Here is a 22,560-nt window from a genome sequence, read left to right on the forward strand (position 1 = left end):
CGACGGCGAAAAAAGCAGCACGAACGGCAGCAAGATCATCGCGTTTATAAGCGCGGTCAGCACGATTTGCGTATCGCCTTCAAAGCTTTTTAAAAGCGTGTTTTGGATTGTGATTTTGTGTGCTAGATCCACGCTCGCGTTTAAAAACGCGATGATTAAATAGGGCAAAAAGCCCCTAGCGGCTAGTAAAATTTTCATTTTTCTTCCTTTTTGTAAGCGTTTAAAGTTTGCATGTTAAAAACGTAAGGCTTTAAAATTAGCAACACGTCAAGTAGGCGTTTTAGGCGGGCGTCGTTATCCGCAGCGCCCTCTTTTACGGCGTTTTGAGCGATAGCGGCTTCAAGCGCGGCTAGCTTTTTAGCCTCTTTTAGATAAGTCTGAACGATTTGTTTTTCATCGTCGTTTAGATTTACTAAAATTTCTAAAATTTCGCGCTCTTTTGCGGTAAAATTTCCCTCTCTGGGGCTTAAAAATCCGTCTTTTACGTAGTTTTTAAGCTCTTTTTGCGAAATTTTAAACTCGTCTAAAAGCTCGTCTGCGCTATAAATTTTAGCGTGCGCGGGTCCCATAACGAGCTCTAAATTTTCAAAAAGCGACGCGTAAGGGTTGCCGACGTCGAAATTTTCGCTTTTAAAAAGCTCTTTAATCTGTGCGATAGAGCAGCTGAAATTTAGCTGTAAATATTTTATAAACTCTATCGTTTGCACGCATTTTTCGTCGTAAAGATGAAAATTTTGCTTTTGCTTGTCGGGTTCGGGCAATAAACCCTCTTTGACGTAGTAAAGTATCGTCGATTTGGGCGTATCGCTAATCGTTTGCAGTTCGCTCATTTTTAGCATCGATGCTCCTTTCTTAAAATCAAGCGCAATATTAGCGGCTTTTTTCTTAAAAAAGCGTTAAGTGATACTCTACGCTTTTTAAAATTCGGCGAAATTTCTAAAATTTAACAAAACGGATTATAATTTACGCAAAAAAAGGCGTCGAGATGAAATATTTTAACTCGTTTTTCGCAGGTATTATTTTTACGTTAGCGCCGATATTTAGCATATTCGTCGGGCTTAAAAACAACTACTTCGGCTATTACGGCATAGACGAATATTTTAACTCTCTATTCGTAGATAACGTGCCTGTTTTATGGCTCGCGCCGGTGTATTTGCTCGCCGGATACTTTATATTTTACGCGCCTTTTCGTAAAATTTTCCGCGCATTTTATGCGGCGTTGCTGGTTGCTACTACTATTAGCTGGATAGAGCCCGTAGGGTTAAAATTAGGACAAAAGTTATTTATGAGCGAGCCTTACGAGACGGCTTTCGGGCTTGACGAAAACAGCCGCGCCAAAATTACCAAAATGCAGACGCTTTACGTCGGGCGAAACGACGTTTACGTCATCAAAGAGGGCGCCGATAAAGCCAGCAAAACAAAAAAAGACGCTCTTTAAAATTTAACGCAAATTTTACCTTTGCTTGGCTACAATACGCCAAAATTTTAAAGGGCAGGACTATGCGTATCAAACTTCCTCACACACCTTATATCGCACATAAAATCGCAATCGATCTTTTAAACTGCGGCTTTGTTAAGCTAAACAGCGGCGTCGAGCCGGTCGCAAAAAGGGCGGTCGAAATTTTAAACGCCGACGTGCAAAAAGAGCGCGCGCTGGACGAACGCGCAAACGAATTACTGGCTAAAAACGAGGATGAGATGGAAACGATGCAAATCGATCGCAAAAATATGTTTTGGCTTATTAAGCGCAAGCTGGCGGGAGATTTCGGCGTGATTTTATCGCACGAGGATAGATTTAGCGACGTCGCGCATAAAATTTTAGAAGCGATCTGGAAAAGCAGCCTAATCGAGTATAACGTCTCCGAAAATCGCGTTAAAAACGTAATTTACAACTCGATCGACGATTATTTAAAGATTTATGAAAAGATCGAGGACGAAGTAATCGAAAAAATAGAGGGTTACAAGCGAAAATTAATCCCCGGTACCGAAGAATACGACATAGTTTTCGAGCGGCTTTACGAGGACGAGCTAAGAAAACGAGGAATGTTTTAATGGACGCGTATATTTATTTACAAAACGGCGCGTTTTTGCGGGCTAAGGCGTTCGGCGCGAGCGGCGAGTGCGCGGGCGAGCTGGTGTTTAACACCTCGATGACGGGCTATCAAGAAATTTTAAGCGACCCTAGCTATGCGGGGCAAATCATTGTTTTTACCGCGCCCGAGATCGGCGTCGTAGGCGTAAACGACGACGATATGGAAAGTCTAAAAATTCACGCGAGCGGCGCGATAATGAGAAATTTTACGCGTACGCCGTCGAATTTTCGCTCGCAAAAATCGCTTGAAGAATTTTTCAAAGAGCAGGGAAAATTCGGTATTTACGACGTAGATACGCGCTATTTAACTAAAATGCTGCGCGACGAAGGCGCTTTGATGGCGTATATCTCGACGCAAATCGACGATAAAAACGAGCTTGCGCGCAAACTAGAAGAAGCGGGAAGCATAGCTAATAAAAATTACGTAAAAACCGTAAGCGCCGAAGACGAATACTCCCATAAAAACGGCGCTTGGGATAAGAGCGAGCAACGCTACAAGCCGCTAAAAAGCATCGGCAAAAAGATCGCCGTCATAGACTTCGGCGTTAAGAGAAATATCTTAAACGAACTTTGCGAGATCGGCCTTGAAACGCTCGTCGTGCCGCACGATACGAAGGCGGATTATTTAATCGAAAAATTTAAAAAGGGCGAAATTAACGGCGTATTTCTCTCAAATGGACCGGGCGAGCCTAAAAATTTAACGGACGAAATCGCGCAGATTAAGGAGTTAATAGCGGCTCGCGTGCCGATTTTCGGCATTTGCTTAGGTCATCAGCTACTCTCAAACGCATTCGGATATCCGACTTACAAGCTAAAATTCGGCCAGCACGGTGCGAACCACCCCGTGCTAAATTTGCAAACCAAAGCCGTAGAAATCACCGCGCAAAACCACAATTATAACGTTCCAGAAGAGATCGCGCAGGTGGCGGAGATCACGCATCGCAATCTTTTCGACGGCACGATAGAAGGCGTTAGATACAAAGATTATCCGATATTTTCGGTCCAGCATCACCCGGAAGCCAGCAGCGGTCCAAACGAGAGCAAATACATCTTTAAGCAATTTTTAGAAATTTTGTAATCTATGGACTATCTTAGCGTCCTAAACATCGCTAGCGTCGCGGTTTTGAGCAGTTTTAGCCACTGCATCGGTATGTGCGGCGGATTTATTAGCTTGCAGGCGCTGTTTTTACGCGGCAAAAGCGGGACGCAGGCGATGATTTTGTCGCTGCTTTATCATTTATGCCGCGTCGGCGCGTATACGTGCCTAGGCGCGCTAGCGGGAGGTCTTAGCGGAGCGCTAATAATTGGCAAAAACGCGCGCGCGGAGCTATTTTTCGCCGTCGGTTGCGCGCTTATTTTTATAGGCACGGCGCTTTACTTTCGCGGCGGTATGCTAAAATTTTTAGAAAACGAAAAAATTTCGAAATTTATCGCTTTAAAGGCGTTAAAATTTAGCAAAAAGCAAGGCGTATTAAACCTTTGCGCGCTTGGATTTTTAAACGGATTACTGCCTTGCGGGGTAGTTTATTATTTTTTAGCTCAGGCCGTTTCTTACGGCAGCGCCGTTAGCGGAGCGGAGGTAGCGGCTATTTTCGGGCTTTGCACGATACCCGCGCTTCTTTGCGCGCAGATTATTTTGAGGCGAGCCTTGCTAAATTTTAGGCAGGCTATGTTTAAAATTTCAACCGCGGTAATCGTTCTTAACGGCGTTTATCTCGCGTTTTCGGGGCTTAGGGCGAGTGAGTGACGTAAAGGCTAGATTTAAGCAGTATCAAAACGCGATCGAAGAGAGTACGATCGTTTCAAAGACCGATATTAACGGTATCATCACGTTCGTAAACGACGAATTTTGCAAAATTTTAGGCTACTCTCGCGAGGAGCTAATCGGCAAAAATCATAACGTAGTGCGTCATCCAAGCGTTCAAGCTAGCGAATTTAAGCGCCTTTGGGATACGATCTTAGCTAAAAAAGTTTATAAAACGACGACGAAAAATTTAACCAAAGACGGGCGGGCTGTCTATCTAAATACGACGATTATCCCGATACTAGATCTTAACGGCGATATAGAGGAGTTTTTAGCCGTCCGCCACGACGTAACGGAAGTAGTAGAGTTAAACGAGCGCCTAATGCTCGCGCAAAAAGAGCTAAGAGAGCTAAATTTAGGACTAGAAAGCCGCGTAAACGAGCAAACGGCGAAGCTTCGCGAGCTAAACGAAAATTTACGCAAAATAGTAGAGCGCGAGGTCGCCAAAAACGAGGAAAAGACCAAGATGCTGCTAGTTCAGTCGCGACTTGCCAGTATGGGCGAGATGATAGCAAATATCGCTCACCAGTGGCGCCAACCGCTAAACGAGCTGTCTTTAACGTTATTTAAGATGAAGAAGGCGGCGGCGCACGGCGCGGAATTTAAAAGCTCTTACGATAAATGCAAGAATATTATTAAAAATATGTCCGATACGATCGAGGATTTTAGCGGTTTTTTTAACGGCGGTAGGGCGGCTAAAAATTTTACGCTAAGCGACGCGGCGCGCGAGTCTGCGGCGATGGTGCAAGGAGCGTTCGAAAAGGAAAAGATAAAGCTAAATTTAGACGTTAAAGCCGACGCGCGAATTTTCGGGCATAAAAATCAGCTAGAACAAGTCGTTATAAATTTGCTAAATAACGCGAAAGATGCTTTAAGTCGAAAAAGCGGCGAGAAAACCGTCGAAATTCGCGTTTTTAAAGAGAACGGCTTGGGCGTAATTAGCGTAAGCGATAACGGCGGTGGGATCGACAGGGAAGTAGCGGATAAAATTTTCGAGCCGTATTTTACGACTAAAAGCGCAAAGCAAGGCACGGGCATCGGGCTATATATGTCAAAGACGATAATGGATAAATTTCAAGGCGAAATAGAGGCTAGAAACGCAAACGGCGGCGCCGTATTTACCCTAAAAATACCTTGCGAAAAGGAGAAAAATGAATAAAATTTTAGCGAATTTAACTATATTATTAGTCGAGGACGACGAGGAAGCGCGAAAGCTCATGCAAGAGCTATTGCAGGGCGAATTCGCGAAGGTTATAACCGCTCAAAACGGCGATGAGGGACTTAAAAAATTTAAGAAATTTAATCCCGATATGGCGGTGACCGACATCGCGATGCCGATTTTAGGCGGGCTTGAAATGGCGCAAGAGATCAAAAAAATCTCCAAAGATACGCCCGTAATCGCGCTTAGCGCGTTTAGCGAAAAAGAGCGGCTGCTAAAAGCTATCGACGTAGGTATCGACAAATACGTATTAAAACCGGTCGACATGGACGAATTTTTACCCGCGCTCGAAAAACTGGCGCAAGATAAAATCGCCTCCGTTAGCGTAATAGAAATTTCAAGCGGACTTAGCTTTAATAAGATTAAACGCGTTTTGATAAAAGAAGAAGAGGAAATTTTGCTTACCAAAAAGGAGCTTTCTTTCGTATCGCTTTTGATTAAGCGCCTAGGTACCGTGGTGCCGCACGAGGAGATAAAAAACGTCGTATGGGTGGGCGAGAGCGTAAGCGAAGCGGCGATCAGGACGTTCGTAAAGCGTCTGCGCGATAAGGTCGGGACGGATTTTATTAAAAATTCCCCGGGTCTGGGTTATAAAATCGACGCGAATTTTAAGTAGCTTAACGAAATATAAAAACGTTATACTTTAAGTTGCTTTATATATTTATTGCTCTAAAATAGCGGATTGAAATTTTTAACGTAAATTTAACGAGGAGGCTTAATGCGACCCGGTCAGTTGCTTAGCTACGATTACAGCGTGGCTAAACTTTTTATGTTTTCTACGATACTTTTCGGCATCGTAGGTATGGGTATAGGCGTGTATATCGCGTTTGAGATGGCATGTCCTGAGTTAAACTACGTAGCGGGAGAATACTCGACGTTCGGCAGGCTACGTCCGCTTCATACCAACGGCGTAATATTCGGCTTTATGCTTTCGGGAATTTTCGCTACGTGGTATTACGTAGGGCAGCGCGTATTAAAGGTCTCTATGAGCGAGTCGCCGCTGCTTATGGCAGTGGGTAAGCTGCATTTTTGGCTATATATGCTAGTGATGGCGGCGGCGGTAGTTAGCCTGCTTATGGGACTAAATACTACCAAAGAATACGCCGAGCTAGAATGGCCTATCGACATCGGCGTAGTCGTAGTTTGGGTGCTTTGGGGAGTTAGTATATTCGGGCTTATCGGTATTAGGCGCGAAAAGACGCTTTACGTGTCGCTTTGGTACTATATCGCGACGTTTTTCGGCGTGGCGATGCTATATTTATTTAATAATATGGAAGTGCCTACGCGTCTAATTTCGGGCGAAGGCTCGTGGTTTCACTCCGTATCGATGTACGCGGGCAGCAATGACGCTTTGGTGCAATGGTGGTACGGACACAATGCCGTGGCGTTCGTATTTACCGTCGCGATAATCGCCCAAATTTATTACTTCTTGCCCAAAGAAAGCGCGCAGCCCGTATTTAGCTACAAGCTCTCGCTATTTTCGTTTTGGGGGCTTATGTTTATCTATCTTTGGGCGGGCGGACACCACTTGCTGTATTCCGCCGTGCCCGATTGGATGCAGACGATGGGTTCTGTATTTTCGGTAGTTCTAATTCTTCCGTCGTGGGGCTCCGCTATTAACATCTTACTTACGATGAAGGGCGAATGGACGCAGCTAAGAGAAAATCCGCTTATTAAATTTATGATTTTAGCCTCTACGTTTTATATGTTTTCGACCCTAGAAGGCTCGATTTTAGCGGTAAAATCCGTAAACGCGCTAGCGCATTTTACAGATTGGGTCCCGGGACACGTCCACGACGGGGCGCTGGGCTGGGTAGGATTCATGACGATGGCGGCGCTTTATCATATGACGCCGCGCGTATTTAAGCGCGAAATTTATTCAAAATCGCTTATGGAAGCGCAGTTTTGGATACAAACGACAGGTATCGTGCTATATTTTGCGTCGATGTGGATCGCGGGCATAACGCAAGGCATGATGTGGCGCGCTACCGATCAATACGGCAACTTGCTGTATTCGTTCATCGACACCGTGATCGCGTTAATGCCTTATTATTGGATTAGGGCTATCGGCGGGGCGCTTTATTTGATAGGATTTTTTATGTTCGTTTATAATATTTATAAATCTATGAGCGCGCCTAAAATTAGCGCCGAGCCTAAAAGCGCTTCGCCTATGGGGCAGGGCATAAGAGCGGAGGTGATGTGATGTTTACTTGGCTAGAAAAAAATCCGTTCTTCTTCGGCGTCGGAGTTTTTATCATCATCGCTTACGCGGGCGTAGTCGAAATTTTGCCCGACTTCGCCAATCGCGCTCGCCCGCTAGAAGGCACGAAGCCTTACAGCGTGCTGCAACTAGCGGGTAAAAACGTCTATATGCAAAACGGCTGCAACGCCTGCCACACGCAGCTAATCCGCCCGTTTAAAAGCGAAACCGATCGCTACGGCATGTATTCGCTAAGCGGCGAGTATGCCTACGATCGCCCGCATTTATGGGGTTCTAAGCGCACGGGGCCCGATCTTTTGCGCGTAGGAAACTACCGCACGACCGATTGGCACGAAAACCATATGAAAGACCCGCTCTCGGTGGTGCCGGGCTCTATAATGCCGGCATACGCGCACATGTTTAGAAAAAACGCCGATATTAGCACGGCTTACGCGGAGGCGGCGACTATTAAAAAGGTATTTGCGGTGCCTTACGACGAGCCTGAGATGCCTAGTCTAGGCGATTTTAGCGCCGCGCAAAAAGCCGCGAACGAAGAGGCGGGCGCGATCGTAGAGCAGATGAAGGACGAGGAAGTTAAAAAAGCTTACGCTAACGGCGAAATACGCGAGATCGTGGCTTTGATCGCGTATCTAAATAGCTTAAAGTGAGGCGTGCGATGGACGAGATTAGACAGCTTCAAGGATACGGATTTTTCGCGCTTACCGTGATTTTGACCGCGATTTTATACGGGTATTTTTATCACCTTTATAAAAGCGAAAAATTAGGCGCCAGAAATTACGAAAAATACGCGAATTTAGCCCTAGACGACGAGCTCGGAGCTAAAATTTTAGAGAAAAACGCGCGCGAATAAAGGGGAGCGGATGCAGTGGTTTAATTTAGAAGATAATATAAATTTACTAGCCTTAATCGGCGCGGTACTAATCGTCGCGCTAACATTAGGGGTCGCGGGCAAATACGTAAAACAGATGAAAGTCGCCAAAGATAAAGACGCCAAGCTTAGCGAGCATTCGTGGGACGGCATCGGCGAGTACGAAAACGAAATTCCGGTCGGCTGGCTCGCGATGTTTTTGCTGACGCTGGTTTGGGGGATTTGGTATTTTCTAGCAGGATACCCGCTAAATTCGTATTCGCAAATCGGCGAATACAACGAAGAAGTAAAAGCGCAAAACGAAAAATTCGAAGCTAAATACGCTAATTTAGACGCCGGATCGCTTGCCGAAATGGGTAGCGGCATTTTTTTAGTGCAGTGCGCCTCCTGCCACGGCATTACGGGCGACGGTATCGGCGGAAAGGCCGCGAATTTAAGCGTTTGGGGCAGCGAAGAGGGTATCGTACAGACCGTCTTAAACGGCTCGAAAGGGCTTGAATATCCTATGGGCGAGATGCCAGCGGGGCTACTTGACGAAGAGGGCGCAAAGGCCGTAGCCGCTTATATTTTTAAAGAAATTTCGGACGTTAAATCAAGTAAAAACGAAAATTTAGTCGAAAGCGGTAAAGAGCAGTTTGCGGCGTGCGCGGCGTGTCACGGCGAGGACGGTAAAGGCATGGAGGGTATGTCGCCCGATCTTTCCAAATACGGCACGCCGGAGTTTATCGTAGACGTGCTAAATCGCGGTAAAAGCGGCGCTATCGGCGTAATGCCTAAATTTGGCGAAAGATTAAACCAGACGCAGCAGCGCGCAGTCGGCGCTTACGGCGTATCGCTATCTAGGGAGCAGTGATGGAAAATTTAAATAGAAACGTATTCGCGTTTAACGGCGCGGGCGGGTATTTCGTAGCGGTAGCGCTGTTGCTGGGGATTTTAGCGGCGCTAACGGCAGCCGCGATTAGCATCCAGCAAGAGGTCGTAAAGCACCCTTATAAGCTGGAAAATCCTACCGAGATTAAGGCTAAAAGCGCGCAAAACGCGAAGCATATCGTAATAAAGGAATAATATGAACGGCGTTTTACAAAAGGCTATCGTAGCGCTAATCATCGTCGCCGCCGTCATTTGCGCGTGGTCGGTGCTAACTAAAAACCATCTTTTCGTAGGATAAATTTGCGAAATTTTAGAGCCGCCGCGGGCGAAATTTCGGGCGAAAATTTTAAGGGCGCGATAAAATTTCTAGCTAAAATTTTAGCCTCTTTTTTCGTGCTTTTTTGCGGGTTAAATTTCGCCTTCGCCGCGCAAATCGTAGTTAAAAACGACGAAATTTTAAGCCCCGCCGTCGCCGGTAAAATTTCGCAAATCGGAGACGAGCTTTATGCTAGAAGCGGAATTTTAGCCGCCGTCGCCGTTTACGAAAGCCTAGGCGAGCAAAGCTTGCGGGAGGCGGTTAAATCTTTAAATTTAACGGCGCCTTACGCGGTTATAGCGCTTGCCAAACGCGAGCGAAAGGTTGAAATTTTTGCCGACCCCGCGACTTTAAAGCTTTTTGATAAAGAGCAAATTTTAAGCCCTTTCCCGGAGCGCGGCACGATACTGCCCATTTTAACCTCAAAAAACGGCAAAGATGTCTATAACGCCGCTATTTTAAACGGCTACGCCGATCTTACCGAGCAGATCGCGGCTAGTTTAGGCGTTAAACTCGAAAGCGCGATAGGAGACGCTAATAAAACGGCGTTAAACGCTCTTCGCGCGGCGGTTTACGGCTCGATTATCCTCGTTTTCGCGGTTATGATTTATAAAAAAGCGCGGCGGCAAAATAAATTAAAGGTAAAAAATGGCTAAAAACTACTGGCCCCACGGCATCGTAGCCTCTATAATAGCCTGCGTAATAGCCTGCGCGGCGACGATTATAGTTTCGCTGGACTACCCCGTAGAAATGGATAATTTTTACTTTGAGAAATATCAAAAAATAGACGATAAAATCAACGAAATTTTGGCATCGCAAAGAAAATTCGAGCAAAATTTTAGCGTAGAGTTTAAAGACGCTAATCAAAACGTAAAAAGGCCCGCGAATTTAGAGATTAAAGTCTCGCCTAAAACCGCGCGCGCAAGCGACCCGGCTTACGAGCTGATGCTTACTAGGCCCGATACGAACGAGGCGAATTTAAAGCTTGAAGGCGAGCTTAGCGGCGGAGTTTTAAAAACGCAAAAGGTTAATTTTACTAAGCCCGGCCGCTGGCAGCTGCTAGCGAAATTTACGAGCGCCGACCTTAACGCGAGCGCTTTTTATAAATTCGAGATTTACGCCGATGAATAGACTTTTCGTATTTACCAGCATGCGCCAAATTCGCGAATTTAACGCAAGCTTCACCGACGCGTTAATCCCCAAAGCCTATACGATAGACGAGTTTAAAAAGCGCGCCTCTTTCGTGCCGGGGCGCGCAGAGGCGGATGCGGCTATGTCGCTTATCTTGATGTGCGAGGCGTGCGCGATGAGCGCGGATGCGGGCGCGAAGCTAAAAATTCCTAGCGAATTTTTCGCGTTTTTGAAAAATCACGATTACCTTTTTAGCTTTTTTAAAGAGCTCGCCGTGCAAAAAAAGAGCGTCGAGGATCTAAAATTTAGCGATATTTACGCCAGTTACGAGGAGCATTTGCAAATTTTAGGCGAGGCGCTGCGAAATTATAAAAATTTGCTCGCAAACCGCGCTTTATACGACGATATAACCTTTTGCGAGCTTTACGAGATAAACGAAGGATTTTTGCAAAGATTTGACGAAATTTTAGTAGAGGTTTTCGGAATTTTAAGCGAGCACGAGTGGGAATTTTTGCTTAAATGCGCCGAAATTTCGCTCGTAAAGATAAAATTTCAAACCTCGAAATTTAACCGCAAGCTAATTCATAAAATCGCCGAAATTTGCGGCAAAAGCGAACGGGATTTCGAGCTTTACGCTTATTACGAGCTTGATTTGCGCTCGCTCGAATTTATAAAAACGGGCGAAGTAGCGCAAAATAGGGAGGTTTTGACGCGAGCGTTCGAGCTTGAAAGCCTGCAAGCGGCTTTCGTATTCGAAAAAATCTCGACCTTTATCGCACGCGGCGTAAAGCCGGAAAATATAGCAGTCGTTTTGCCCGATGAGAAATTCGCTAAAATTTTACGCTTGCACGATAGCGCGAATATGCTTTCATACGCGATGGGAACGCCTTTTGAGGACACTAGCTTTTACGCCACGCTTTACGAGATAGACGAAGCGATAAAAGAGAATTTAAGCCTAGATTTAGCGCCCGATTATTTAGAAAAAAACGACGATTTAACCGCCGCGCAGACCTTTTTAAACCTACAAAATTTAAGCGAGCAAACGTTTTTAAAATTTAAAAACTCATACGACCGCCGTGCGGAATTCGCGAATTTTAAAGAGCTGATAGGCGAGCTTTTAGAGCTTTTAAACGTTTCTTCAAACGGCGAAATTTACGAGGCCGTAAACGAAGAGCTGTTTTTTATAGAAAATTTAAACAAAGCTCGAAATTTTAAGCTTAGCGAGCTCGTTTCGCTGCTGCTTATGCGCCTAAAAGAGCGCTCGCTAGACGACGCGCGCGGCGGAAAGGTCAAGGCTATCGGCGTTTTAGAAAGCAGGGGGCTAAAATTTGAATGCGTGATAATCGCCGGATTTAACGACGACGTAGTGCCAAAGCGTAGCGTAAACGAGATGTTTTTAAGCTCGAAAGTGCGCGAAAAAGCGGGGTTAATAAGCTATTTAGACCGCGAAAATTTACAGCGATTTTACTATGAAAATTTAATAAATAACGCAAAATTCGCAGCCGTTAGCTACGTTTTAAACGACGAGAAAATGCCGTCTAGGTTTTTAAACGAATTTAGCCGCTCGCCCGACGCCGGCTACGACGACGCGGCGTATTTGGGCGTTTTTAGAGGCGGCAAAGAGGCGAAATTTAAAAGCGAAGTAGAGCCTTTAAAGCATGATTTCTTCGGCTCGCCGCTTTCGTTTTCCAGACTAAATACCTTTTTAGCCTGCGCTAGAAAATACTACTACAAATACGCAAAAAGGCTCGGTGCGCCTAGAAATTTAGGCGTTTTGTCGCCCGCAAGGCTGGGAAGCGCCCTTCACGAGGCGCTTTTTGAGTATTACTCGGCAAACGAGAGCTTTGATACGGCGAAATTTATGCAAATTTTAAGCGCTAAAAATTTAGACCCCTTAGAGCTTAAAATTTTAGAGAAAAAATCGGCTAAATTTAAGCTTAGCGAGGACGAGCGAGCCGCGCGGGGCTGGAAGATAAGCGAGCTAGAAGCGGCGAAGCAAGCCGAAATTTTAGGCGTTAAAATCGAAGGCAGGATCGACCGCATCGACGCGCGAGCGGGAGAGCTTTGCGTGCTGGATTATAAAAGCGGTAGCGCCAAAAACGCGCTGCAACTAGCCTTTTACAAGGCGCTAACGGGCGCCGGCGAGGCGTATTTTTACGATTTAAAGGAGACGATGAGCGTGGATTATAAAACCGCGGGCGACGAGGAAAAACTGCGCGAAGAGATCGCAAAAGCGCAAGAGTATTTTAGCGGCGAGGCGAAATTCGAGCGACATATTAGCGCCGCCTGCCGCACGTGCGAATTTTGCGCGATTTGTTTAGGCAGGCCGTCATGATAGAGCCGTTTTTAGCGATGCAAGCAAGCGCGGGAAGCGGCAAAACCTTCGCGCTTAGCGTGCGTTATATCGCGCTTTTATTAAGCGGCGCGAGCGTAAAAAGCATAACCGCGCTTACGTTTACCAAAAAAGCCGCTAGCGAGATGAGCGAGCGCATAATCTCGACTTTTTTAAATTTAGAGCGCAAAAGCGCCGAGCTGGGCGCGCTTTGCGATATGTTAGGCGTTAGCGAGGACGAAATTTTAGCTCGCCGCGATAAGGCAAAAGAGGAGTTTTTACAAAGCAGCCTTAAAATAACGACGTTCGACGCGTTTTTTAATACGATACTCCGCGGATTTAGCCTAAATTTAGGCATAAGCCCCGATTTCAAAAATGCAAGCGACCTTACGGCGCTATCGCAAAAAGAATTCATAAAATCAGTCGCCAAAAATCCCGCGCTTCTTGACGCGCTAGCCCGCTATATCGCGGAGTCGCGGAAGTCTAAAAATAATTTTTTCGATATAATTCAGGCGTTTTACGAAAATTTTAGAGAGCTTCGGGCTCCGAGTTTTAGCGACGCCGCGGCAAAAGACGAAGCGCTAAAAATAATCGCCGGACTCAAAGCCCGCGCGCTGCAAAAAGGCGCGGACGAGAAGCTTGCGGGGCAATTTGAAGCCAAAAGCATAGACGACGTTTTAAAAAAGGCGTTTTTGCCGCGCGAGAGTTTAAACTATAAAACGTTTAGTAAAATTTACGAACCCGCCATGGACGAGGAATTCGCTGCTTTAAAAGATGCGCTTTATCGCTACGCGAAAGACCGCGAAGCCCATGAGCTCGGAGAGCTCGGCGGATTTTTAAAGGCGTATAAAAGCGTTTTATCGGCGTTTAATGCGAGGCTTAACGAGCTAAGCTTCGCGGACGTAACGCGCCTTACGCGCGAACTGCTGGCGTCGGCGGATAAAGAGATGCTTTATTTTAGGCTAGACGCGCGCATTACGCATTTATTGATCGACGAATTTCAAGACACCAACGTCGCGCAATACGAAATAATGTATCCGCTTATCGAAGAAATCGTCGCGGGATACGGGCAAAACGGGCTCGGAAGCTTTTTTTACGTGGGCGACGTCAAGCAGAGCATTTACCGCTTTCGAGGTGGCAAAAAAGAGCTGTTTGATAAGCTGCAACGCGACTTTTCGCAAATAAAACGGCTGTCGCTGACGCACAACTACCGAAGCGCCAAAAATATCGTGCGATTCGTAAATTTAGTCTTTGCGCCTAAGATTGACGGCTACGCGGCGCAAATTCCCGCAAGTAGAGAAGAAGGTTACGTAAAAATCGTGCAAAACGACGACGTAATCGCCGCTTGCGCGGACGAGGTAAAAGCGCTCGTAGATGCGGGCGTGCCAAGCGAAGACATCGCCGTGCTATGCTGGAAAAACGACGATACGCGCGCGATTTGCGAGGCGCTGCAAACTAAAAATATTGCCGCGAAAGACGAGGGCGGCGCGGCGCTAAGAAATTCGCCGCTCGCGTTCGCGCTTATAAATTACGCGAAATTTTGCCTTTTCGGAGATGAAATTTACCGTGAAAACGCGCTTGCCTTCGTACGCGGAGATTTTAAAAAAATCAAGATTGACATGAGTAAGAGCGCGGCGCGAACGCTGGCGTATTTAGCCGAAATTTCGGGCATTAGCCTGCAAAATTTAGACGTTTTAAAAACTTTGGCGCTCGCAAGCGAAGCTAAAAATTTAATAGATTTTATATTTCTGCTAGAAAGCTCGGACGAGCCTAGCGCGCAAAAGGGCGCGGGCGGAGTAAAAGTAATGACCGTCCATAAGTCAAAAGGGCTTGAATTCGAGCACGTCGTACTGTGCGACCGTATCGGGCGCGGCAGAAACGATACGGGAAATTTTATCTGCGAATACGATGCTTTAAACGACGAATACGAGATAAAATCAAAAATTACGAATCGCGAATTTTTCGATGCGGATTATAAAAGATTAAAGGACCGCTCGACTAAACTCGACCAAGAAGAGGAGATAAACAAACTTTACGTCGCGGCGACTAGGGCGAAAAGCTCGCTAATCATCGCGAAAAAATCGGGCAAGCTAGACGGAAATAACCCTAGCTATTTTTCTAAATTTACGAGCGGCGGCGATGAAATTTGTTATTTGGATTTGGAATGCGGCGAGACGGGCGAGCTAAAATTTACGCCTAAAAATACGCCCCAAACGCCGAAATTTAAAGCAAAAATCGAGCTTGCTAGCGTGGAGAGGGAGCGAAATTTAAGCGCGCAAAAAGATAGCGAAAAAAATATGCGCGCGATATATTTTGGGCTAGCGCTTCACTATTTGCTCGAAATGAGCGAAAAATTTAGCCAAAGCGACGTGAAAAAGGCTGAAATTTTTATGCGAAATAAATTCGCTAAATTTTTAGGCGAAGACGATCTAGTCGATATTTTACGTCGCGCTTTAAGGCTCGTTAGCGACGCTAAATTTTTAGAATTAACAAGCGGCGCGACGCTAAAAAAAGAGCAGGCGCTAAACTACGAAGGCGAGTTAAAGCAGATCGATTTGCTTTGCGAGCGCGAGGGTGAAATCGTCGTAATCGATTATAAAAGCTCAAAAAGCGCGGTAGAAAAAAACGTAGAGCAGGTGCGAGAATACGTGCGGATAATCGGCGGAATGTATCCGAATTTTAGCGTTAGCGGCGCGATTTTTTATATTTTACGGGACGAAATAGAGGTTTTAGAAATTTTTAAAGATGACTTAAATTAAGCTTCTTGCAAGCTAATTTTAAATACAATCCCGTTTCGTAATTTTATCCAAAAGGTAAGAAAATGACTAAAATAACAAAGGTAAGCGAAGTCAAGCGCGATTGGATCGTGTTAGACGCGACCGGTAAACGTTTCGGTAGATTACTAACCGAGGTAGCGACGCTTCTTCGCGGTAAGCATAAACCGTGCTACACTCCAAACGTAGATTGCGGCGATTACGTAATCATCATCAACGCTTCAAAGGCGGAATTTACGGGCGCTAATAAGGCCGAGCAAAAGCTTTATCATCGCCATTCGGGCTATTTCGGTAGCGTAAAGAGCGAAAAATTCGGCGATTTGCTAGCCAGCAATCCGGTTAAACTTTATAAATTGGCCGTTCGCGGTATGCTTCCAAAAACGAAACTAGGCAAAGAGATGATAAAAAAATTAAAAGTGTATGAGGGTAGCGAGCACCCGCACACCGCACAAATTAGCAAAGAAGGAAAATAATCATGGCGACAGTTTATGCTACGGGAAAAAGAAAAACGGCTATCGCTAAGGTTTGGGTAAAGCCCGGCAGCGGTAAAATCGCGGTAAACGGTATGGATTTAAACAGCTGGTTGGGCGGACACGAAGCTATCAAACTAAAAGTAATCCAGCCGTTACTCGCGACGAAGCAAGAAACTTCTATCGACGTAATCGCTACGACGTTAGGCGGCGGATATTCGGCTCAGGCCGAGGCGCTTCGCCACGGCATTTCGCGCGCGCTTGCGGCGATGGATGCGGATTTTAGAGCTATATTAAAACCAAAAGGCCTGTTAACTCGCGATTCAAGAACGGTAGAGAGAAAGAAATTCGGACGCAGAAAAGCTCGCCGAAGCCCTCAATTCTCAAAACGTTAATAGTTTTTGGGCCGCTTCGGCGGCTAAAATTTCGGTGTTTTTTGGATAAATTTTTTAGCTATATTGATAAAAAATTTAAGCTTAGTTTATTCAGAAAAATGTAAAATTATTTTTGCGATTTTAAAACAACGCAAAGAAAGGAAGATTTCATGAAAAAGATTGCTTTGGCTATGGTTGCCGCGACTGCGCTTTTTGCATCAAATTCGGCATACAACTACGAGGTTACTCCTACTATCGGCGGAGTTCATTCAGAGGGAAATTTAGAGCTTAGAAACGATCAAACCGCGGTCGGTATCAGAGGCGCTAGAAATCTAGACGGTTTATTCTTTGATCAAGTAGAACTTGGTATCGATTACTCTCACAGGGTAAAAGAAAAAGTTAACGGCGTAATGAGAGAAGGTCGCGTAGCTAGGTATTATGCCAATCTCGTAAAAGACATCGTTAATTTCTCGGACAGCGTAGGAATTTACGGATTAATAGGCGCTGGATACGAAGATATGCCTGCTAAATTTGTAAAGAATGAAGACGGCGGTTTCGGTCAATACGGTCTTGGTTTGAGATATCAAGTTACCGATAGATTCGCTCTTAAAGCGGAAGCAAGAGATCAAATCAAATTCGAACACGCAGATCACGAGTTAATTTACTCTCTCGGCTTCGGTATCGGACTAGATTCAAAAGCTGCTCCTGTAGTAGCCGCCGCACCTGTCGAACCTGCTGTGGCCCCGGCTCCGACTGACGGCGACGATGATAACGACGGCGTGCCAAACAGTATCGATAAATGCCCTAATACCCCTGCGGGCGTAGTAGTAGACGAGACTGGTTGCGAGAAAGTTATTATATTGCGCGACATCGGCGTAAATTTCGCGTTTGATAGCTATAAAGTAAGCCCGACTTACGCTGCCGAGATTAAAAAAGTGGCGGACTTTATGGCTGAAAATCCTGGATACCGCGTAGTACTAGCTGGCCATACCGATAGCATAGGCAAAGAAGCTTATAACCAAAAGCTATCTGTTAAACGAGCCGAAGCGGTCGCTAAAACTCTTGAAGGATTTGGCGTATCCGCTGAGAAAATTTCAACAGTCGGTTACGGCGAAACTAGACCGATTGCCGACAATAAAACAAAAGAGGGTCGCGCTCAAAATAGACGTGTAGAAGCGACTTTCAATAAATAATCTTAATCCCCTCTGGGCTTTGGGTTCATTCTCAAAGCCCTTTTTAAATTCTTCTCAAAGACGAAAATTTGAATAAAACAATCCTTTTTGACCTTGACGGTACGCTAATCGACTCGACTTCCGCTATTTTAGACGGCTTTGATACGGCTTTTAAAGCACAAGGCAAAGGCGCTCCCAATCATGACGAGCTAAAATCGTTAATCGGACATCCGCTTGACGTTATGTTCGCACGTCTCGGCGCGCCGCAAAATTTAATCGACGATTACATCAAAGCTTATAAGATAAGATACGAGCAGATTTATTTAGTTCAGACTTCGCTTTTGCCGTTTGCAAAAGACGCCGTAGGTTTGGCGTCTAGTATTGCCGACGTCGGCGTAGTTACTACGAAAACGTCAAAATTTTCGGAGATCTTGCTTAAAAATTTAGGGGTCTTAAATTTTATAAAAGTGGTGGTAGGCCGCGACGACGTGCTAAATCCAAAACCTAACGCGGAGCCCGTAAATTTAGCTCTCGCAAAACTTGGAAAAAATAAGCGAAACGCATTTATGATAGGCGATACGCAAATGGATCTAATGGCGGCAAAGAATGCCGGTATCAAAGGTATCGGCCTAACTTGCGGATACGCGGATGCGCAAAGCCTAAAAGAGCATTCGGATTTAATCTTTCAAAACGCTTATGAAGCGGTAAAATTTTTAGCAAGCAACTAAAATTAGTGGATATTATTAAACGACCTTGCTTGCCGCTCGGCTAAGTTATTTCCTTCGTCTAGCGACCGTTTTGATTAAGCATCGACAGCGCCGCCTCAACCGCCGCATCAATGTGTATCTGCGTCGTATCAAAAAGTCGCATATCCGTATCCGCCTGCGATACCAGCATGCCTATCTCGGTGCAGCCAAGTATCGCTCCTTGCGCGCCGCGCGACCTAAAATCCTCGATGATACGCAAGAAATTGGCCTTTGAGCTAGGCACGATTTTGCCGTAGCAAAGCTCCTCAAAGATGACGCGATTTATTTCCGCCATATCCCCCGCGCTTGGCAAAAGCACCTCCGCGCCGCCCTCTATCAGCCGACTTTTGTAAAAATCCTGCGTCATCGTATAAACGGTGCCGAGCAGCCCTACCTTAGCGACGCCTGCGTTTTTTAGCGCTTTTAGCGTGGCGTCCGCGGTGTGCTACGGGTACGCTAACGGCGCTTTGCACGGCGTCAAAGCACCTGTGCATCGTGTTTGTGCAGATGAAGATAAAATCCGCCCCACCACCTTGCAAAATCCTCGCGTGCCGCGCCAAAATTTCGCCCGCGTCCTCCCATCTGTTTTCGCGCTGGCAGGCCTCGATCTCCTCAAAATTTACGCTGCTTAGCAGTATCTCCGCGCTGCTAAGGCCGCCCAAGCGCTCGTTTATTTTGCGATTTATTTGCTCGTAGTACGTTATCGTAGACTCAAAACTCATCCCGCCGATTAGGCCAATTTTTTTCATTTTTTCTCCTTAAATTTCGGCGATTTTACGGTTTTAAATTAAATTTGCTATAAATTTAATTTAGCTCGCCGCGTTAAATTTGACAGTAATCGCCTAAAATAACGAGCTAAAATTAAGCGCTAATTTTAGCCTGTGCCGTAAAAGGGTAAATTTAACTAAATAAACGCGCTAAATTTAACGAACCGATGGGGCCGAATTTACAAAGGAAATTTAAACGCTCGGCTCAGAAGATAACTTAAATGAAGAGAGTTTAATTTCGCCGCGCTTGCGATCCGAATTTGCGAGCAAATTTTCTCTTCGGCGCGTAACCGTTTCGCGCGGCAAAATTTCTAAATTTTCGCGGATTTTACTCGGCTTTTTATCGCTTCGCCGCTTTTTGAGCTTTGCGCGCCAAATTCCCCCGCCAAAGCGATATAAACGTTAAATTTACGGCTAAAAGCTAAAATTTAAAGAGCGAATTTAAACCGCAAAGGCATAAATTTAGCCGAATTTACTCCCTCGGCAGTCCGTTTTTATCAGACTTGTCGCTGATTAGCTTACCCGATTCGTCGTATTTTTTGGCGCGGATGAGCCTGCCGCGCTCAAACTCGCCCAGGGCTTCGAGCTTTCCGTTTGCGTAGTAGTGGCGCGCCTCGCCGACCTCCAGCCCGTCCTCAAACATCACTCTGGCTTTTAGCTTGCCGTTTTCGTGATACTCCTCGTACAGCCCGTGATAGCGTCCGTTTTTAAACATCACTTTGGCAGCCAGCGCCCCGCTTTCGTAGTAGTCCAGCCCCGCGCCCGTTTGGCGACCGTCTTTGTACTCGTATTCGCCTCGTAGCTTACCGCCCCCGTAGTATTCGCGCGCGACGCCATCCTTTTCGCCGTCTTTGTAATTTTCTATTACGCGCGTTTTGCCGTTTTCGTAAAATCGCTTCCAAACGCCGTTTTTGCGGTCGTTTTTGTATTCGCCCGTCTCCTCCACGGCGCCGCTTTCGTAGTACCACGTCTCCGCGCCTTCTCGCTTGCCCTCTTTATACGTTCGCACGCCTCGAATTTTGCCGCTTTTGTAGTAATCGGTGTCCTCGCCGTTTCGCATCCCGCCGACGTATGGGCTGCGTGCGCTAACCTCGCCGCTAACGTAATAGTCGGTAAACACGCCCTCTCGCTTGTCCGCCTTGAAAAAGCCCTCCTGCTTTAACGCGCCGCCCTCGTCAAAGTAGTAGCGGCGATAACGCCCGTCGCGGACGTCATTTTTGTATTCGCTCTCGCCCATCAGAGCGCCGCTATCTGCGTGGTAGTGCTTCGCCGTGCCGTCGCGGACGCCGTTTTTTAGGGGGTATTCGTTTGAGGGTTTGTCCCTGCCGTCAAAATAATCCCTGTATCGCACCGCCGTGCCGCCCTGCATGTCGATCTCGCGTATAAGCGTAGGCGGCAGAGGTTTTAGCCTCGGATAGACCATGCCCATCGCATTTACGCCATATAGGTCCTCGACGCTGTATCGAAGCATCTTTAACGTGCCGTCGTAGAGCTTGCCTTTTACGTAGTAAAGCCCGTTTTTTAGGCTCGCTTCGGGCTTCATTACGACTTTTGGCTCCAGCGCCTGCGCACCTATCGCTAGAAGCGGAAGTAAAAATAGAAATTTTAAATTTTGAACTAAATCTGATAAAATTTGCCGAAATTTCATATCTTTGTTCCACCTCCATGTCATATATTAATTGTCAAACTTACTCACAGCTCACCACTTTTCCTATACTTTCACATAAAGCTTCATACTGCTCAGGATCTTTTCTTTTAATGGTCTCTAAAACAAATTTAGCTATTTTTTTACTCTCCGGAATATCAAGCGGCTTCATGCCTCGCTCCATAATTTCTCTTAAATGAGATAGCTCATTTACATATCGGTTAACCAAGCTTGAAACAGCTTTATCATCGTCCGATTTAAAAAATCTTTCTACAACTTCTACACCAAAAGACTTTACGGTTGGATATTTATAAAAAAGATAGACTTCTAAGAATTTTCTTAAATTGTTACCAAAGTTATAAATTAATGTCGTTCTTATATTTTCATCTTCTATATTACCAACATCTTTTTGATTATAAATTTGCTCAAATAAATAATTAAACTCAGTAGTATAGCTTTTGAGGAATTTTGGCATATCTTTTATACGGCTTCCATTTTCATCTTTCTCAATTAAGTATAAATTTACTTTTTTATTCTCATCTATTCTACCGTCACTTATAGCCTTTAGCCTTTTTATATATTTTAAAAATTCCAAATTATGCGTTGATATAAAAAGTTGATGATATTTTAACTCTTTGGCTTCAAAAAGCTCGCTATCAATAAGTGAAAAAATAAAAAATATATGATTTGAGTCAAGACTGGAAATCGGATCGTCAATCCAAATAATAGAATTTTTATCTACATCTTGTAACTTTGCCATAAAATAGCAAAATCCCATCAAACTACACTCACCTTCGCTTAAGTTATTTGCCTCGTTACCGTTTCTGTAAATTTTAAATTCAGATTTGTTTCCTTCAACAGCTCTAAACTCAAGCATATTGTTTCCAAAATAGGATTTTAAATACTCATTTATTTTATCGGCTCCCGCTTGTTCATCGCTCATAGAGGCTTTTTTGCTCTTGATAAGCTCCTCATTTTCATTAATTTCTTGTTGTTTTATTTCTAAAAGTGCTCTAAAATTTTCTATATTTTTATTTAATTCAGCTTCTTCCTCTAAATTTTTAAAATATTCTATATCTTTTAAAAATTTTGCTATTTTACTAAATTTAATCTTTTGCCTAATTTCGTTTTTGGTACTTTCAAGATTCTGAGTTTTGCTATTATTTTTATCTATTAAATCTTTTATTTTTGCAATCATATTATTTACATCTTTGGAATAATCATTAAAATTTTTAAAATTTACATCGCTATATGGATTATCTCTCTTAATCTGCAACTCTCTTCTGAGCTCAATCAATTCACTAAAATAATTATTAAAAATCTTGTCCGCATCCTCTTTCAACTTTTCACTTTCATCTTTAAATTCGGTATAAAAATTACTAGGCTTTAATTTGTTTAAAATACTTAAAAAGTCTTGATATCTATTGCGAATTTCCGATGTCTTAGTTAGCTTAAAATTGATTTTACTATTGTTTTCTTCTATTCTTGTATCTTTCAGATTCTTTATTAGCCATTCTAATCTATCCTGCGGAAGCTTATTTTTACAAAATTTGCACTCTTGCTCCATATTATCATGACTATGGAATTTTAATCCTTCTTCAAGCCATTTTCTCAAATCATTTTCAATATTTTCTATAGGAATAAATTTTACCTCTACTAGCTCCTTTGCACCATCCAAGATATCCTTAAAATCTCTTTCATTAAATTCAATATCAATCTTTAAAGTTTCTTTTATCTCATCTTTTAAACTATTTATATA

At 44.6% G+C, this 22,560-nt stretch carries 23 protein-coding genes and 2 pseudogenes; 20 read left to right on the forward strand and 5 right to left on the reverse strand.

The genetic code is table 11. From position 1 onward, the window contains the following. Both QZ147_RS02850 and QZ147_RS02855 read right to left on the reverse strand, forming a co-directional pair. Window positions 1-198, reverse strand: a pseudogene (locus QZ147_RS02850) (MFS transporter); the annotation flags it as partial. After that, window positions 195-839: a MerR family transcriptional regulator gene (locus QZ147_RS02855; RefSeq protein ID WP_295146771.1), complete on the reverse strand. Its 645-nt coding sequence runs from the start codon at window positions 837-839 to the stop codon at window positions 195-197. The gene QZ147_RS02855 and the pseudogene QZ147_RS02850, both read right to left, overlap by 4 nt. Before the next feature lie 146 nt (window positions 840-985). On the opposite strand from QZ147_RS02855, the gene QZ147_RS02860 reads away from it, so the two are divergent. The 20 genes from QZ147_RS02860 to QZ147_RS02955 all read left to right on the forward strand — a co-directional run bounded on the left by QZ147_RS02860 (window position 986) and on the right by QZ147_RS02955 (window position 18,371). Next, window positions 986-1,438, forward strand: a complete 453-nt coding sequence (locus QZ147_RS02860) for an isoleucyl-tRNA synthetase (protein WP_295146773.1) — start codon at window positions 986-988, stop codon at window positions 1,436-1,438. Window positions 1,439-1,500: 62 nt separating this feature from the next. Beyond that, a complete protein-coding gene (locus QZ147_RS02865) occupies window positions 1,501-2,052 on the forward strand; it encodes a DUF507 family protein (protein ID WP_295146775.1) in 552 nt (183 codons plus the stop codon). Next, on the forward strand, window positions 2,052-3,170 hold the full coding sequence (gene carA / locus QZ147_RS02870; RefSeq protein WP_295146776.1) for a glutamine-hydrolyzing carbamoyl-phosphate synthase small subunit: 1,119 nt from the start codon (window positions 2,052-2,054) through the stop codon (window positions 3,168-3,170). The genes QZ147_RS02865 and carA overlap by 1 nt, the downstream gene beginning before the upstream one ends. A 3-nt stretch (window positions 3,171-3,173) precedes the next feature. After that, the gene (locus tag QZ147_RS02875; protein ID WP_295146778.1) at window positions 3,174-3,839 is read left to right on the forward strand and encodes a sulfite exporter TauE/SafE family protein; all 666 of its coding nucleotides are present in this window, start codon (window positions 3,174-3,176) and stop codon (window positions 3,837-3,839) included. Next, the gene (locus QZ147_RS02880) at window positions 3,832-5,055 is read left to right on the forward strand and encodes an ATP-binding protein (RefSeq protein ID WP_295146780.1); all 1,224 of its coding nucleotides are present in this window, start codon (window positions 3,832-3,834) and stop codon (window positions 5,053-5,055) included. Before QZ147_RS02875 ends, QZ147_RS02880 begins: the two co-directional genes overlap by 8 nt. Continuing rightward, window positions 5,048-5,731 carry a response regulator transcription factor gene (locus QZ147_RS02885; protein ID WP_295146781.1) on the forward strand — a complete coding sequence of 228 codons (684 nt, stop codon included), beginning with the start codon at window positions 5,048-5,050 and terminating at the stop codon, window positions 5,729-5,731. Before QZ147_RS02880 ends, QZ147_RS02885 begins: the two co-directional genes overlap by 8 nt. 102 nt (window positions 5,732-5,833) lie before the next feature. Continuing rightward, window positions 5,834-7,318 carry a cytochrome-c oxidase, cbb3-type subunit I gene (gene ccoN, locus QZ147_RS02890; protein WP_295146783.1) on the forward strand — a complete coding sequence of 495 codons (1,485 nt, stop codon included), beginning with the start codon at window positions 5,834-5,836 and terminating at the stop codon, window positions 7,316-7,318. Then, a complete protein-coding gene (gene ccoO, locus QZ147_RS02895) occupies window positions 7,318-7,983 on the forward strand; it encodes a cytochrome-c oxidase, cbb3-type subunit II (protein ID WP_295146785.1) in 666 nt (221 codons plus the stop codon). Before ccoN ends, ccoO begins: the two co-directional genes overlap by 1 nt. An 8-nt stretch (window positions 7,984-7,991) precedes the next feature. Beyond that, window positions 7,992-8,186 (forward strand): cytochrome c oxidase, cbb3-type, CcoQ subunit, encoded by a 195-nt coding sequence (locus tag QZ147_RS02900; protein WP_295146787.1) that lies wholly within the window; start codon window positions 7,992-7,994, stop codon window positions 8,184-8,186. A gap of 10 nt (window positions 8,187-8,196) precedes the next feature. Continuing rightward, entirely contained in the window at window positions 8,197-9,057 is an 861-nt protein-coding gene (gene ccoP, locus QZ147_RS02905) for a cytochrome-c oxidase, cbb3-type subunit III (protein WP_295146788.1), read from the forward strand. Next, window positions 9,057-9,269, forward strand: coding sequence for a DUF4006 family protein (locus QZ147_RS02910; RefSeq protein WP_295146790.1), 213 nt, complete (start codon window positions 9,057-9,059; stop codon window positions 9,267-9,269). Before ccoP ends, QZ147_RS02910 begins: the two co-directional genes overlap by 1 nt. 1 nt (window position 9,270) lies before the next feature. Beyond that, entirely contained in the window at window positions 9,271-9,372 is a 102-nt protein-coding gene (locus tag QZ147_RS02915; RefSeq protein WP_295146792.1) for a hypothetical protein, read from the forward strand. A 2-nt stretch (window positions 9,373-9,374) separates the two neighbouring features. After that, complete coding sequence (locus QZ147_RS02920) at window positions 9,375-10,046, forward strand: hypothetical protein (protein ID WP_295146793.1); 672 nt, start codon at window positions 9,375-9,377, stop codon at window positions 10,044-10,046. Continuing rightward, on the forward strand, window positions 10,039-10,521 hold the full coding sequence (locus QZ147_RS02925; RefSeq protein WP_295146794.1) for a FixH family protein: 483 nt from the start codon (window positions 10,039-10,041) through the stop codon (window positions 10,519-10,521). The genes QZ147_RS02920 and QZ147_RS02925 overlap by 8 nt, the downstream gene beginning before the upstream one ends. Continuing rightward, entirely contained in the window at window positions 10,514-12,856 is a 2,343-nt protein-coding gene (locus tag QZ147_RS02930) for a PD-(D/E)XK nuclease family protein (protein ID WP_295146795.1), read from the forward strand. The genes QZ147_RS02925 and QZ147_RS02930 overlap by 8 nt, the downstream gene beginning before the upstream one ends. Further along, entirely contained in the window at window positions 12,853-15,612 is a 2,760-nt protein-coding gene (locus QZ147_RS02935) for a RecB-like helicase (RefSeq protein ID WP_295146796.1), read from the forward strand. Before QZ147_RS02930 ends, QZ147_RS02935 begins: the two co-directional genes overlap by 4 nt. A 62-nt stretch (window positions 15,613-15,674) precedes the next feature. After that, window positions 15,675-16,100, forward strand: coding sequence for a 50S ribosomal protein L13 (rplM, locus tag QZ147_RS02940; RefSeq protein WP_295146797.1), 426 nt, complete (start codon window positions 15,675-15,677; stop codon window positions 16,098-16,100). Between the two features lie 2 nt (window positions 16,101-16,102). Next, complete coding sequence (gene rpsI / locus QZ147_RS02945; RefSeq protein WP_295146798.1) at window positions 16,103-16,492, forward strand: 30S ribosomal protein S9; 390 nt, start codon at window positions 16,103-16,105, stop codon at window positions 16,490-16,492. A 149-nt stretch (window positions 16,493-16,641) separates the two neighbouring features. Beyond that, on the forward strand, window positions 16,642-17,664 hold the full coding sequence (locus QZ147_RS02950) for an OmpA family protein (protein ID WP_295146799.1): 1,023 nt from the start codon (window positions 16,642-16,644) through the stop codon (window positions 17,662-17,664). Window positions 17,665-17,732: 68 nt separating this feature from the next. Continuing rightward, window positions 17,733-18,371 (forward strand): HAD family hydrolase, encoded by a 639-nt coding sequence (locus QZ147_RS02955; protein WP_295146800.1) that lies wholly within the window; start codon window positions 17,733-17,735, stop codon window positions 18,369-18,371. Window positions 18,372-18,429: 58 nt separating this feature from the next. On the opposite strand, the pseudogene QZ147_RS02960 reads toward QZ147_RS02955, so the two are convergent. The 3 genes and pseudogenes from QZ147_RS02960 to QZ147_RS02970 all read right to left on the reverse strand — a co-directional run. Then, window positions 18,430-19,138 (reverse strand): annotated as a pseudogene (locus QZ147_RS02960) (aspartate/glutamate racemase family protein). A gap of 490 nt (window positions 19,139-19,628) precedes the next feature. Next, window positions 19,629-20,828, reverse strand: a complete 1,200-nt coding sequence (locus QZ147_RS02965) for a toxin-antitoxin system YwqK family antitoxin (protein ID WP_295146802.1) — start codon at window positions 20,826-20,828, stop codon at window positions 19,629-19,631. Between the two features lie 16 nt (window positions 20,829-20,844). Further along, window positions 20,845-22,560: AAA family ATPase (locus QZ147_RS02970; protein ID WP_295146804.1), on the reverse strand; the 1,716-nt coding region annotated here is incomplete at its 5' end.

It is taken from the genome of uncultured Campylobacter sp. (genome assembly GCF_905371695.1).
In the GTDB taxonomy this organism is placed as follows: domain Bacteria; phylum Campylobacterota; class Campylobacteria; order Campylobacterales; family Campylobacteraceae; genus Campylobacter_A.